General features: G+C 33.3%; 13 protein-coding genes and 1 tRNA gene. 9 read left to right on the forward strand and 5 right to left on the reverse strand.

Going from position 1 to position 14996, the window contains the following annotated elements:
* The first annotated feature begins 2 nt into the window (after positions 1-2).
* The 3 genes from HM984_RS08870 to flxY are packed head-to-tail and all read left to right on the forward strand — an operon-like array spanning position 3 to position 4506.
* Positions 3-1547: a phytoene desaturase family protein gene (locus HM984_RS08870; protein ID WP_115810700.1), complete on the forward strand. Its 1545-nt coding sequence runs from the start codon at positions 3-5 to the stop codon at positions 1545-1547.
* 5 nt (positions 1548-1552) lie between these two features.
* Positions 1553-3220, forward strand: coding sequence for a C45 family autoproteolytic acyltransferase/hydrolase (locus HM984_RS08875; protein WP_179348912.1), 1668 nt, complete (start codon positions 1553-1555; stop codon positions 3218-3220).
* The gene (gene flxY / locus HM984_RS08880) at positions 3217-4506 is read left to right on the forward strand and encodes a flexirubin biosynthesis putative acyl-CoA ligase FlxY (RefSeq protein WP_179348913.1); all 1290 of its coding nucleotides are present in this window, start codon (positions 3217-3219) and stop codon (positions 4504-4506) included. The genes HM984_RS08875 and flxY overlap by 4 nt, the downstream gene beginning before the upstream one ends.
* Positions 4507-4583: 77 nt before the next feature.
* Here flxY and HM984_RS08885 read toward each other — a convergent pair.
* Positions 4584-4665 (reverse strand) — tRNA-Leu (locus HM984_RS08885).
* A gap of 142 nt (positions 4666-4807) precedes the next feature.
* On the opposite strand from HM984_RS08885, the gene HM984_RS08890 reads away from it, so the two are divergent.
* Positions 4808-5749, forward strand: a complete 942-nt coding sequence (locus HM984_RS08890; RefSeq protein ID WP_115810718.1) for a ribose-phosphate pyrophosphokinase — start codon at positions 4808-4810, stop codon at positions 5747-5749.
* Between the two features lie 207 nt (positions 5750-5956).
* Positions 5957-6589: a 50S ribosomal protein L25/general stress protein Ctc gene (locus tag HM984_RS08895; RefSeq protein WP_115810720.1), complete on the forward strand. Its 633-nt coding sequence runs from the start codon at positions 5957-5959 to the stop codon at positions 6587-6589.
* 77 nt (positions 6590-6666) lie between these two features.
* Here HM984_RS08895 and HM984_RS08900 read toward each other — a convergent pair whose 3' ends face one another.
* Both HM984_RS08900 and uvrC read right to left on the reverse strand, forming a co-directional pair.
* A complete protein-coding gene (locus tag HM984_RS08900; RefSeq protein ID WP_115810722.1) occupies positions 6667-8904 on the reverse strand; it encodes a patatin-like phospholipase family protein in 2238 nt (745 codons plus the stop codon).
* A gap of 23 nt (positions 8905-8927) precedes the next feature.
* Complete coding sequence (uvrC, locus tag HM984_RS08905; RefSeq protein WP_179348914.1) at positions 8928-10721, reverse strand: excinuclease ABC subunit UvrC; 1794 nt, start codon at positions 10719-10721, stop codon at positions 8928-8930.
* A gap of 90 nt (positions 10722-10811) precedes the next feature.
* Between uvrC and HM984_RS08910 the strand changes: the two genes are divergently transcribed.
* From HM984_RS08910 to HM984_RS08925, 4 genes are read left to right on the forward strand one after another with little or no spacing between them, the layout of a single operon-like run.
* Positions 10812-11240: an ATP-dependent zinc protease family protein gene (locus HM984_RS08910; RefSeq protein ID WP_115810726.1), complete on the forward strand. Its 429-nt coding sequence runs from the start codon at positions 10812-10814 to the stop codon at positions 11238-11240.
* Positions 11237-12112: a 30S ribosomal protein S6--L-glutamate ligase gene (gene rimK, locus HM984_RS08915; RefSeq protein WP_115810728.1), complete on the forward strand. Its 876-nt coding sequence runs from the start codon at positions 11237-11239 to the stop codon at positions 12110-12112. Before HM984_RS08910 ends, rimK begins: the two co-directional genes overlap by 4 nt.
* 4 nt (positions 12113-12116) lie before the next feature.
* A complete protein-coding gene (locus HM984_RS08920; protein ID WP_115810730.1) occupies positions 12117-13082 on the forward strand; it encodes a succinylglutamate desuccinylase/aspartoacylase family protein in 966 nt (321 codons plus the stop codon).
* Positions 13082-13645, forward strand: coding sequence for a 5-formyltetrahydrofolate cyclo-ligase (locus HM984_RS08925; protein ID WP_179348915.1), 564 nt, complete (start codon positions 13082-13084; stop codon positions 13643-13645). The genes HM984_RS08920 and HM984_RS08925 overlap by 1 nt, the downstream gene beginning before the upstream one ends.
* On the opposite strand, the gene HM984_RS08930 is transcribed toward HM984_RS08925, so the two are convergent.
* Together HM984_RS08930 and HM984_RS08935 are read right to left on the reverse strand one after the other, a co-directional pair.
* Entirely contained in the window at positions 13599-14267 is a 669-nt protein-coding gene (locus HM984_RS08930; RefSeq protein ID WP_179348916.1) for a lipoprotein signal peptidase, read from the reverse strand. The genes HM984_RS08925 and HM984_RS08930 overlap by 47 nt on opposite strands.
* Before the next feature lie 27 nt (positions 14268-14294).
* The gene (locus HM984_RS08935) at positions 14295-14957 is read right to left on the reverse strand and encodes a DUF4097 family beta strand repeat-containing protein (protein WP_179348917.1); all 663 of its coding nucleotides are present in this window, start codon (positions 14955-14957) and stop codon (positions 14295-14297) included.
* Between the last annotated feature and the right edge of the window lie 39 nt (positions 14958-14996).

The raw sequence follows: 14996 nt of genomic DNA on the forward strand, positions 1-14996 counted from the left end.
GCATGAAATCTCATTACGATGTTGTTATAATAGGAAGCGGTTTAGGTGGTTTAGTTTCTGCCAATATATTAGCCAAAGAAGGCTATAGTGTTTGTGTTTTAGAAAAAAACAATCAGTATGGTGGTAACTTACAAACCTTTGTTCGCGATAAAACTATTTTTGACACTGGAGTCCATTATATAGGAGGCTTAAATAAAGGCCAAAATCTTTATCAATATTTTAAGTACCTCGATATTATTGATGATTTAAATCTAAAAAAACTAGATGAAGATGGTTTTGATGTTATTACTTTCGATAACGATAATCGCGAATACAAACATGCTCAAGGCTATGATAGATTCATTAAGAATTTATTAATTGAATTTCCAGATGAAGAAAAAGCCATTATTACCTATTGTGATAAGTTAAAAGAAATCTGTGACCAATTTCCATTATATGGTTTAAAATATGGAAAACCTTATTATGAAAAGACAGATATTTTTAGTTTAAAAGCTAAAGACTATATTGATTCCATTACTGATAATAAAAAACTACAAGCTGTACTCGCTGGCACCAATTATCTATATGCAGGTGATGCAGATCGCACGCCTTTTTATGTACATGCCTTAACCATAAATTCTTATATAGAAAGTGCTTATCGTTGTGTAAATGGTGGTAGCCAAATTTCTAAATTATTAATCCGACGTTTAAAAGAAAATGGTGGTGATGCTTTTAATCATCATGAGGTTGTTAAATTCGGATTTGAAGACAAAAATATCAGTTCCGTTTTCACCAAAAATGGCAAAGAAATTAAGGCCGATTTATTCATTTCTAATATTGAACCAAAGCTTACCATAAAATTAGTTGGTGAAGATAAATTCAGAAAAGTTTACACCAAGCGCATCAATAACATTGAAAGTATTATCGCTGGATTTAGTCTGTATATTGTTTTAAAGCCGAACACCTTTAAATATCAAAACAAAAATATTTACCATATAAAAGACGCAAACAAAATTTGGGACGGACAAGACTACACTGCTGAAACTTGGCCCGAAGGTTATATGGCATCCATGGGCATCAACAAAAAAACAGATAAGTATGGCGAGAGCCTAACCGTAATGACTTATATGCGCTATGAAGAAGTGGAAGCCTGGGAAAACACGTTTAATACCGTAGCAAACAAAAATGATCGCGGACAAACCTATGAAGAATTTAAAGCTGAAAAAGCAGAAATACTCATTCAAGAATTAGAAAAAAAATATCCAAATATTAGAGATTGTATTCAAGAAATCTACACCTCAACACCATTATCTTATCGCGATTATATTGGTTCTCACAGAGGTTCTATTTATGGCTATGTTAAAGATGCTAATAACCCATTAGCTTCCTTTGTTTCTCCAAAGACTAAAATAAAAAACTTGCTTCTTACTGGACAAAGTTTAAATATGCATGGCATTTTGGGCGTTACTATTGGTGCTGTTCTTACGTGTTCAGAAATTGTAGGAATGGAACCTTTACTTAAAAAAATATTGGATGCTAATAAAACCGAAGAAAGCATCGAAAATTAAATGTCATGAAGATTATCTTAAGCATATATCACAAGCTTCTACTTCTTGTATTTATAAGTCTAACGTCATGCGGAATTACAAAATCCTTACATGATGTTCCGGATGTAAGCGCTTATAATCCAGTAATTCCTGAACGGGTTAAAACATCCGATTCTACATTCACCTTAGGAAACAATCATCTTAGTAAAAACAAACAAGGTTTGTGGGAACTTTATGTAGAAGGCAATCCGTATCGCAGAGGTCTAATTACAGGGAGCCTTACAGAAGAGTTATTCCAAAACCAAGAAGCTATTTTTGTATCTAAAATAGATAAATTTGTACCCTCTAAAACCAAACAAGCTTTATTAAGACGCTTTTTGGCTTGGTATAATCGAAAACTATATCTTAATGTCCCTTTAGAATATAAAACAGAAATTTTAGGCCTTTCCAAATATGCCTCACCGGACTATAATTACATTGCAGAACCTTATTTAAGAGTTCTATATTTTCATGGAGCCCACGATATTGGGCATGCCTTACAAGATTTAGCCTTAGTGGGCTGTTCTTCTTTTGCCGCTTGGGATGACAAAACCGAGGACGGAAGTCTTATTATAGGTCGGAATTTAGATTTTTATGCTGGCGATGACTTTGCCCAAGAAAAAATTGTGTCCTTTACAAACCCCACCGAAGGCTATAAATTTATGTCGGTAACTTGGGCCGGAATGTTAGGCGTACTTTCGGGTATGAATGAGCATGGTCTAACGGTAACCATAAATGCTGGGAAATCTAAAATTCCATTGGTAGCCAAAACACCTATTTCTATTTTAAATCGTGAAATTTTACAATACGCAACCACTATTGAAGAAGCTATTGCAATTGCTAAAAAACGCCAAGTATTTGTTTCTGAATCTATTTTAGTAGGGAGTGCAGCCGACAGAAAAGCGATATTAATTGAAGTCTCACCTCATAATTTTGGCGTTTATGACGTTGAAAATTCAAATCAACTTATCTGTTCCAATCATTTTCAGAGCGACGCTTATGCAAACGATAAAAATAATTTAAAGCATATTGGAGAAAGTCATTCGCAATACCGTTACGAACGGATGGAAGAACTTTTGGACCAGAACCCTAAACTAACTCCAAAAATTGCAGTTGATATTTTAAGAAATAAAGAAGGTTTAAACGACAAAGCTATTGGCTATGGTAACGAAAAAGCTCTAAATCAACTATTAGCACATCATGCTGTTGTTTTTAAACCAGAACAGCGTTTGGTTTGGGTCTCTTCTAACCCTTATCAATTGGGAGAATTTGTGGCGTATGATTTAAATGACATATTTAAAAATCCTACCAAAAAGTCTCTTGCAAATACAGAATTAAACATTGAAGAAGATCCATTTCAATATACAGAAGCTTATAAAAATTATCAAGCTTACAGGCAATTGAGACAAGAAGTACTATCAAAAATTGAAACCAAAAACGACATAGATTCAGAAACTCTTTCAAGATTAGAGAACTTAAATCCAAATTATTGGGAAGCCTATTATTTGGTTGGTAAATACTATTATAACAAAGGCTATTATACCGCAGCATTAAATACCTTTGAAATCGCTAAAACCAAAGAAATTACAACCGTTCCTGACGAAGAACAAGTGGATACTTATATTAAAAAATTAAAAAGAAAGTTAGATTTATGATTCCTGAGATAGAATACGCTTCCAAAGCCGAAATAAATAGCTTTCAAGTTGAAAAACTAAAAAATCTTTTACTGTATTTAAAGACCAACTCGGCGTTTTATAAGCGCTTATTCAGCACACATAAAATTGATATCTCAACTCTTAATTCGCTTGAAGATTTAACAACAATTCCTACCACATCTAAAGACGATTTACAACAGTATAACGACGATTTTATTTGCGTGCCTAAAAACAAAATTGTGGATTATGTTACCACATCAGGAACTTTAGGTGACCCTGTGCTTTTTGGGTTAACGGATAACGATTTAGACCGTTTGGCTTATAACGAAGCCATTTCGTTTGCCTGCGCTGGTATTGGTCCGGATGACGTCATTCAGCTTATGACTACCATAGACCGACGTTTTATGGCTGGGTTAGCTTATTTTTTAGGGGCAAGAAAACTTGGTGCTGGTATTATTAGGGTTGGTAATGGTATTCCCGAATTGCAATGGGATTCTATTTTAAAATTTAAACCCACCTATATTATTGCCGTTCCTTCTTTTTTGTTGAAACTAATTGAATATGCCAAACAGCATCATATTGATCTCAACACCTCAGGAATTAAAGGTGCTATTTGCATTGGGGAACCCTTAAGAGCTCAAGATTTTTCATTAAACACCTTATCTAAAAAAATAAAGGAACATTGGAATATTCAATTGTATTCCACCTACGCTTCCACCGAAATGAATACGGCTTTTACCGAATGTGAACAGCAACAAGGTGGCCACCAACATCCGGAACTAATTATTACCGAAATATTAGATGATAATGATCAACCTGTAAGCGAAGGCGAATCTGGGGAACTTACCATAACTACTTTAGGTGTAGAAGGGATGCCACTCTTACGATTTAAAACTGGTGATATTGTAAAAGCACATTATGAAATATGCAATTGCGGCAGAAACACCATGCGATTAGGACCTGTAATTGGTAGAAAAAAGCAAATGATAAAATATAAAGGCACGACTTTATATCCACCAGCAATGCATAATATATTAAACGATTTTAATGAGGTGGAAGCCTATATTATTGAATTATCCCATAATAAAATTGGTACGGATGAAATCCTTATTAAAATTGCAGTAAAGCAACAAACCGAAGATTTATTAGAAAATATAAAAAATCACTTTAGAGCAAAATTAAGAGTACTTCCTAAGATTGAATTTAGTGATAGAAAGGAAATACAAAAATTACAGTTTCCTAAAATGAGTAGAAAACCAGTAATGGTTATTGATAAGCGAAAATGATTTAAAAAATCAGTCTAAATAGCGTTACTTAAAATATAAAAACAAAAAAGCCTCTATCTTTCGATAAAGGCTTTTAGTACTCAAGGCGGGAATCGAACCCGCACGTCTTGCGACATTGGATTTTGAATCCAACGTGTCTACCAATTCCACCACTTGAGCAATTTCGGTTTGCAAAAATAGAAAAATATTTCTGTTCACCCATCAAAATTAGTAGGTTTTATCCTTTTTGTAGTAAAATAATTTTCTAAATTTGAACTGAACAAAAACAACAACACAACACCAACTAAATAACTGATAACAAATGCCATACGAAACTACTGAAGCGAAAATTTTCGCGTGTTCACAAAGCACCTACCTTGCAGAACAAATAGCAGAAACCTACGGAGTTAAACTAGGTAACGTAATTACATCCACTTATAGTGATGGAGAATTTCAACCGTCTTATGAAGAATCAATCAGAGGTACACGTGTTTTCATTATAGGATCTACGCATCCTGGACCAAAAAATTTAATGGAAATGTTATTGATGATAGATGCTGCTAAACGTGCTTCTGCCAGACATATAACTGCTGTTATGCCATATTTTGGTTGGGCTAGACAAGATAGAAAAGACAAACCTAGAGTCCCTATCGCTGCCAAATTAGTTGCTAAAATGTTAGAAGCAGCTGGCGCAACCCGAATTATTACAATGGATTTACACGCTGATCAAATTCAAGGGTTCTTTGAAAAACCAGTAGATCACTTGTTCGCATCAACCATATTTTTACCGTATTTAAAAAGCTTAAATTTAGATAATCTTACCATAGCTTCACCAGATATGGGAGGTTCTAAACGTGCTTATGCTTATTCTAAAGCTTTAAAAAGTGATGTTGTAATCTGTTACAAGCAACGTGCAAAAGCAAATGTTATCTCACACATGGAACTTATTGGTGATGTTACAGGTAAAAATGTAGTATTAGTAGATGATATGGTAGATACGGCTGGTACACTTACAAAAGCGGCTGATTTAATGATTGAACGTGGAGCATTAAGCGTAAGAGCTATTTGTACACACCCTATTTTATCTGGAAACGCTTACGAAAAATTAGAAAATTCTAAATTAGAGGAATTAATAGTAACTAATTCTATTCCGTTAAGACAAGAAAGTAAAAAGTTAAGAGTGTTGAGTTGTTCTACTCTATTTGCTGAAGTGATGTATAATGTACACCATAACAAGTCTATTAGTAATAAATTTGTAATGTAAACAGCTAATTAATAGAGAAAGTTACGGTTACAATCCTCTGTTTTTTGCATTACTATACTAAGATTATAAGACTAAAACTATTGACTTTACCATAAAACGTGTAGTCTCAATAAAAAAGCGCCATATAACACTAATATTCTCATATAAAATTTCTAAATTTGCAGCCCTCAAAATGAGGGAATTAAAAATTAACAAATATTTCAAAAAATGAAATCAATTACAATTAACGGATCTCAAAGAGAAAGCGTAGGCAAAAAGGCAACTAAAGCCTTACGTAATGCTGGTCAGGTTCCTTGCGTTATGTACGGAGGAGACAAAGCATTCCATTTCTCAGCACCAGAATTAGCTTTCTCAAAACTTGTATACACACCTAACGCACACACAGTTGTGATTGCCTTAGATAACGGTGAAGAATACAATGCAGTTATGCAAGACATTCAATTTCACCCTGTAACAGACAGAATTACACACGTAGATTTCTATCAAATTTTCGAAAACAAAGAAATTACAATGGAAATCCCTGTGAAAACAGTAGGATCTTCTAAAGGTGTAATGAATGGAGGTAACTTAAGAATGCCATACCGTAAACTTAGAGTAAAAGCTATTCCATCAAAATTACCAGATTTTGTTGAGATAGATATTACTCCATTAAAAATTGGAAGCAAGTTCTACATAACTGAACTAGCAAACGAAGATTACAAATTCTTACACCCAGATAACACTGTTGTTTGTCAAGTAAGACGTAGTAGATTAGCTGTAATAGCTGACGATGATGATGAAGAAGAAGTTGAAGCGGGTGATGTTCCAACAACTGAAACTGACGATACAGCTGCAGAATAGATAAAATCTATTTCAAATATTAAAAAGAGACTATTTTAAAAGATAGTCTCTTTTTTTTTGACCAATAGACTAATTTATTAGAACCAAAATCCAAGATTAAAAACCCAATAATAATCACCAGTATCTGGCGAATAGGTGTACTTACCTTCTAAAGGTCCTAAAAATGTTTCTAAAGAATAACCAAGAGCATAGCCACTATACGTTTGAGACGTAAATAATTTACCCGATTCAAAAAGACCATCTTCAATATTGGCGTAGTTTGCAGCAAATAGAATATGATGGTTTTTAAAAACTTCGTAATCTAAGGTGAATGTTGCCTTCATAAAACTATCTCCCGTTAAGGCTAAATAATCATACCCATAAAATGAATAAAAATTATTTATAAAGTTAGAGCCATAACCCCCTATCGCAAACCCCAAGGCGCTTGTAGATTCATCACCAATTTTAAAACCTCCTTGTCCTTCTGTTTTTAGTGATAACTTATCGCTAAAACTAAAAGCATAACCAATGTCTGCTTTAGCTATTGAAAAATTCAAAAAATCAGTATTAAAACCTGAAGCGTCTAGATATAAGTGAAAATTTCCGTTAAAATAAAATCCACTTTTCGGAAAATGGAAATTATCGTAACTATCATATTTTAAGTTACCAAAAATGCTGAGGTAATCTGTATTTTCGAAAACAATTCTATTTTCCTCATCCTCATCTATAATAGTTTCTGATGTTATTTTAAGCCGTTTATGCTCCGCACCTATTCTTAATGCAAAATCCTTTTTAAATATCGTTTGTAGATATACTTGATTCGTAAAATCTGAAATTTCCGCATCAATTTTATTTAACCCAGAAAGTAAAGGTGAGTTGTCTTCTAAAGCTAATCTAGGATTAACATTTTTATTAAACTGATTGAAACGAGATTTAATCCCTAAACTGATATAAAATCCTTTATCAATAAAGTAATCAAAGTTATATCTTGAGTTATCGCCTAAAATGATGTCTAAGGAAGCAATATCATTATTAAATAACAATTTCTTTTTTGTAAGATTAGCAAGTAGTGCACTTTTATAAAGTTGATCGAAATGAATACCTAACTTAAGGAAGGTTGTTGTTTCAGACTCTACAATATTACCTATAAGATTAAATTCAGATTCATTTTCTGTAGGTTCTAAATGATATCTAAATGTATCAAAATTATTAGTTGCAACAAGGCTATTTATGCCTTGCCTAAAATCTGAATAGCTCATCTTTTCATTACCCTTAAGCTTTAATCTCCCTAACATATAAGCTCTGGTGTAACGTTCATTTCCATTTAAAGTAACGTTATTAATTTTTAGACTATCTAATACTTTTACCGCTGCTCTCGCCGTATAATTTGGCTGGTCTCTTTTTACATCTTGTAATTTAGACAATTGCTTTCTTGCTGCTGTTTCACCATTAGCAATGATATCTTTTCCTTCATCAAATGAAATTACCGAAAATTCACTAATATCTGGTTTAATATAGATATCAGTTAATTCCGACTTGTTTTTCATAACATTTATAGTCCGGAAATTATTAATCTGTAAAAGAATGTCTGGTGCTGATTTTAAAGATTCGCGGTCTTTTAATGCATCTTGAACATCAACTCCGATAATAATATCCATGCCTTTAGCTCGTAATTCTTCTACAGGAAAATTATTAGTGACACCTCCATCAATTAAAATAGCATCGTCAATAATTACAGGTTGAAATAAAGATGGTAACGCTCCACTAGCCGAAACTGCCTCGGCCAACTTGCCTTTATCCATAATTAGAGATTCCCCTGTTTCTATATCAGTTGCGATGCAAAAAAACGGAATTGGCAGCTTTTCAAAATCCGTAATATCATTTACAGGAAGCATTAAATGATACAATAAATTATAAACATTTTGCCCACGAGATAACGCTGAAGGTAGCGAAATTTTAAAATGCTCAAAAGGCAAATTAACAGCATATTTTTGAGCATTTTCTCGCTCGTAAAATGATTTAGAAGCTCTCGGAAACGCATCGTTAATTAAGACATCAAAATCTTGTGATTTGAACATTGCTTCCAACTCTTTCCCTGAATACCCCGAAGCATATAAGGATCCTATAATGGCTCCCATACTCGTACCAGCCACATAATCTATTTTGATTCCTAGGCTATCAATAACTTTTAACACTCCTATATGAGCAAAACCTTTAGCACCGCCACCACTTAATACTAAACCTACTTTTGGTTCAGAGTTCGTCAATTTATTCTGTGCCTTTATTGGAAAAAGCGCAATTATGAATACGATTATAAAAACGTTTTTCAATCTCATTACAAACCCATATGGTTTTTAAATTATTCTTTGTGATAGTAATTATATACTTTATTTGCCCTCGAAACACCAACAACCGCCTCAAGTTCATCTAATTTGGCATTGGCAATACGCTTAACGGTTTTAAATTGTTTCATTAAATCTACAATTGTTTGCTCACCTACACCCGGAATATTTTCTAACTCAGTCGTTAACGCGCCCTTACTCCTTCGGTTTCTATGATGTTCTATACCAAAGCGGTGCGCTTCGTTTCTTAGTTGTTGTATGATTTTTAAGGTCTCACTTTTTTTATCTAAATATAACGGAATTGGATCATCTGGGTAAAATAATTCTTCCAAACGTTTTGCAATACCTATTATAGCGATTTCATTACGAAGTCCTAAAACATCTAAACTCTTTAAGGCCGAAGATAATTGTCCTTTTCCTCCATCAATAATAATAAGTTGTGGCAACGGTTGCTCTTCTTCTACTAAACGTTTGTACCGTCTATACACCACCTCTTCCATAGATGCAAAATCATCTGGACCATCTACAGTTTTGATATTAAAATTACGATACTCTTTTTTACTCGGTTTACCATTCTTAAAAACAACACATGCGGCTACCGGATTTGTACCTTGTATATTAGAATTATCAAAACATTCAATATGTCGCGGCTCTTCAGATAAACGTAAATCCGCTTTCATTTGCGCCATTATTCTATTGGCATGGCGATCTGGATCTACAATTTTTACCTGTTTCAACTTATCCATTCTGTAATATTTTGCATTGCGAATAGACAGATCTAAGATACTTTTTTTATCTCCAAGTTTCGGAATTGTTATTTTTAATTCATCCCCTAAATTCACTTTAAAAGGCACATAAATTTCTTTAGAATTTGAATTGAATCGCTGACGGATTTCAGTAATTGATAATTCTAATAATTGCAAATCTGTTTCCTGTAATTTCTTCTTCAATTCTAACGTATGAGATCTAATAATTGATCCATGGCTTAACTGTAAGAAGTTAACATAGGCATAAGTTTCATCACTAATAATTGAAAACACATCGACATTATTAATCTTAGGATTTACAATGGTAGACTTTGCTTGGTAATTTTCTAAAACCTCTAATTTTTCTTTTATTTTCTGAGCATCTTCAAACTGCATAGCTTCCGCATGTTGACGCATTTGAATCCTAAATTGCTGCAAGGAATCTTTAAAATTCCCTTTTAGAATTTCTCTGATTGCCGTAATATTTGCAGCATACTCTTCTTCACTCTCATAGCCTTCACACGCTCCTTTACAGTTTCCTAAATGATATTCTAAACAGACTTTATACTTACCAGCTTCAATCTTAGCTTCAGATAAATCATAATTACACGTCCGTAATTGGTACAAACCTTTTATTAAACCCAAAAGCGTCTTTACCGTTTTCATACTGGTATAAGGCCCAAAATACTCTGAACCGTCTTTAATTACACGTCGTGTTGGAAACACTCTCGGAAATCGCTCTTTCTTAATACAAATCCAAGGGTACGATTTATCGTCCTTCAATAAGACATTGTATTTAGGCTTATATTTTTTTATGAGATTATTCTCAAGTAATAGAGCGTCATTTTCAGTTTCAACAACAATATGTTTTACCGAAGCAATATTTTTTACTAAAACACGAGTTTTTCCGTAGTCATGGTGCTTGTTAAAATAACTACTAACTCGTTTTTTTATATCTTTAGCTTTTCCGACGTATATTAAACGGTCGTCCGCATCAAAGTACTGGTAAACTCCAGGTTGATGAGGAAGCGTTTTTATCTGTATGTCTAGAGTAGATTCTGGCATTTAACCAAAGGTAATAATTCGTAAAAAGATATGTGTATAATTAATACACTTTATCATTACCTTGCGCCTCTTTTTTATATATTTAAGTTTATGACAAAAAAAGTTTTGGGACGTGTAGACAAAGTCAATTTTCCCGAATTAAAACTAAACAACATCGATGTTAAAATAGATACAGGAGCTTATACTTCTGCAATTCATTGCTCTAAAATTAGAGAAGAAGGCGGTAAGCTTTATTGTATTTTTGAGAGTAAAGGCCATCCTAACTTTAAAAGCGAAGAAATAGCTTTCGACTCTTACACGTATACGGATGTAAAAAGTAGCAATGGACACAAAGAAAACCGCTACAAAATAAAAACTACCGTTGTATTCTTTGGTAAAAGCTATAAGATTAACTTAACTTTAAGCACTAGAGACGACATGAGGTTCCCTGTATTAATAGGCCGTCAATTTTTAAAACACAAATTTTTGGTCGATGTCGATTTACAAAATCAATCCTTTAAACAAAACATAATTAAATGAACATAGTAATTCTTTCACGCAATCCTGAACTCTACTCTACCCAACGACTTGTTGAAGAAGGTAAAAAAAGAGGTCATGCCGTTGAAATCATTGATCCTTTAAAATGCGACATCATTATAGAAAAGGAGAAACCTACCATATATTATAAAGATCGTTACTTAGATTATGTTGATGCTGTTATTCCTAGAATAGGAGCTTCAATTACATTTTACGGCTGTGCAGTTGTAAGACAGTTTGAAGAAATGGGTATTTTCACCATTGCACCGTCAGACGCTATAACACGTTCTCGTGATAAATTAAGAAGCTTACAGCGCCTAAGTAAAGCTGGTATTGGAATGCCTAAAACCGTTTTTACTAATTATTCTAGAGACGTAGAAGAAGTTATTAATTATGTTGGAGGAACACCTGTAATTATAAAATTACTAGAAGGCACACAAGGCCTAGGTGTCGTTTTGGCCGAAACTAAAAATGCTGCTGAATCGGTATTAGAAGCCTTTAATGGTTTGCAAGCACGAGTTATTGTTCAAGAATTTATCAAAGAAGCTAAAGGTGCAGATTTAAGAGCTTTAGTTGTAGATGGGCAAGTTGTTGGAGCTATGAAGCGCCAAGGTAAAGAAGGTGAGTTTAGATCTAATTTACATCGTGGTGGTTCTGCCAACATTATAAAATTAGACGAAGACGAACTAAAATTAGCAATGAAAGCTGCTAAAGTTCTTAAGCTTCCTGTTTGTGGTGTAGATATGCTGCAGTCTTCTCGTGGTCCATTATTGTTAGAAGTTAACTCTACACCAGGATTAGAAGGTATTGAAGGCGCAACTCAAAAAAATATTGCTAAAGCGATCATTACTTTTATAGAACGAAACACGATCTAAAAACATGCCAAAAGATATTTTAAATATTTTAGGAGTCGAAGTCGCTCCTGGTAAAAGTGTAACTGTAACTTTTGAAGTCGCAAAATTACATACCAGAAACACCTTAGAAGTTCCTATTATAATTGAACGATCTAAAAAACCTGGTCCAACGGTTTTAATGACTGCTGGGATTCATGGTGATGAAATTAATGGTGTAGAAATTATTAGGCAAATTATAGCCAAAGGTATTAACGTTCCTAAAACAGGCACCATTATTTGCGTGCCTGTTATCAATGTTTTTGGTTTTTTAAATATGGATCGTTTATTTCCAGATGGACGCGATTTAAATCGTTCCTTTCCCGGAAGTGCTAATGGTTCTCTTGCCAGTAGAGTAGCTCATTTTGTGATGACAGAATTAGTACCACACGTCGATTTTGCTATGGATTTCCATACAGGTGGTGCGGGACGATTTAATGCTGCTCAAATACGAATTGTAAGAGATAATGAACGCCTCACAGAATTAGCCCATATTTTTGGAGCTCCTTTTATATTCTATTCTCAAAACCTAAATAAATCCTATAGAAATGCTTGTGATAAAGCGGGCATACCTATGTTATTATTCGAAGGAGGAAAGTCGTTTAATATTGATACTAATATTACCAATACAGGTGTTAATGGAGCCAAACGTGTTTTGCACCATTTAGGTATGCTGAGAACTAAATTTAAAGTCTCTAGACCTAAGGTTAACGCCGTAATCATTGAAGAGAGTAAATGGATAAGAGCTAAATATTCTGGGATGTTTAAAGCTACTGTAAATATAAATTCGCAAGTCACTAAAGGCCAAGTTTTAGGTAATATTACAGATCCATATGGTAGTTTCAACTATTTTGTAAAAGCACCAAATGCAGGTTATATTTTTAATGTAAATGAATCGCCTATAATTTATCAAGGTGATGCTATTTTCCATATTTCTACAGAGATTGAATCCTAATGAGAAAACCTTTATTAAGAAAAAAATATAAAGATTTACGCAAAGCATTATCTAAAACTCAAGTTGAAGATAACAGTTTAGCCATTGCAAATAAGCTGTTATCACTAGATATTTGGAACAATACCTTTTACCATATCTTCTTAACGATTGAAGAACAAAAGGAAATTAATACCGATTATATTCTAAATATTCTATCAGGAAAGGATAAAAATATTGTGATTTCTAAGAGTAATTTTGAAGATTACTCTATGACGCATTATTTATTAACTGATAATACTAAAATCATAAAAAACAACTATAATATTCCCGAACCTATTGATGGTATTGAAATTCCATCGTCTCAATTAGAAGTCGTTTTTATACCACTTTTAGCTTTTGATAACACAGGACATAGAATTGGATACGGCAAAGGCTTTTACGATCGATTTTTAGCACAATGCAAACCTGAAACCATAAAAATAGGACTGTCATTTTTTGAAGCAGAAGCTGAAACTATTGAAGCTTCCGAAGATGATATTAAGCTGGATTATTGTGTGACTCCGAATCGGGTGTTTCAATTTTAGAAGGCTCATCATCAAAAGCTTTCTTATTAAAAACAATTAAAATTCCAATACCAGAACTAATAGCCATATCGGCGACATTAAAAACAGGATCAAAAATCGAAAAGTATTTTCCTCCAATTAGTGGTAAGTTATCTGGCATTACACCACTCCAAATCGGAAAGTGAAGCATATCTACAACATTGCCATGAAACACCTTGGCATAGCCACCGTCTTCCGGTAAAAATGTAGCAACTTGCATAACGCTATCACTAAACAAAACACCATAGAATACAGAGTCTAGGATATTCCCTAAAGCACCAGCAAATATTATAGAAATCGCAAATATTAAAGTTTTAGACTTCTTCTTTTTCGTAACATCTATAAGCCAAAACGCAATACCTGTTACAGCGACAATTCTAAATAAGGTTAAAACTAATTTTGCTGTTTCATCCGAAATAAAACTTATAAAATCGCTTAGCTTTGTGCCCCAAGCCATGCCATCATTTTCTATAAAAGCAATTTTAAACCAAGAAAAAACGGTAACGTCCTCACCTAATTGAAAATGGGTTTTTATATAAATTTTACTGACCTGATCAATCAGTAGAATCATAAAAATAATAATTGAGGCTTTCTTTAAGGACATCAAATGGTTTTAAACAAAAATAAAGGATTAATCTGGCTTTACAACCGTAATATTTCCATTAATAGACTTCAATTTCCATATTGAAGTTGCATTATAAAAACTAGCTATGGTAACTTTTCCATGATTAGAATTAGCCTCTACAAAAGCGCTTTTAGTCACAACGCTAATATCACCATCTAAAGTATTAATCGTGGCCGTTTTCGATGTGCCTTCAACATCACATCCTCCTTGTAATAACTCAATATAAAGCGATTTAAAATCCCCTTTCATATCTACCGAACCAATATCACTTAAGATCTGTAACGAGAGGTCTTCTGGAATTTCCATCCGCAATGTTGCTGCGATTACTTTGTGTGCATTTCGCTTATCATCTGGAATTTCTAAAAATGACAAATGCCCCAAGCCTAATGTCAATGTATGATTATTGACACGACTTACAACCTGAAATTCATTTTGATATTCGCCATCTAAAGTCGATAGTATCTTAATTTTATCAGTCTTTGAAGTTGAAACTGAAATCTTAAAAATTTGATTACCATTGATTACAATCGTCTCTATATTTTCAACCGTTAGTTCCTTTTCTAAAATATTCTGAGCGCTTAAGATGGTAGTAATGAAAAGAAAACCACAAAGCATAAAAAAAGCCTTGAAATTAAAATTCCAAGGCTTTATAAATTTATTAGTATTCAAAATAAGGTTTCAAATTTAAGAGACTCTTTTATTACAATT

It is taken from the genome of Winogradskyella pacifica (assembly GCF_013403915.1).
GTDB lineage: Bacteria > Bacteroidota > Bacteroidia > Flavobacteriales > Flavobacteriaceae > Winogradskyella > Winogradskyella pacifica.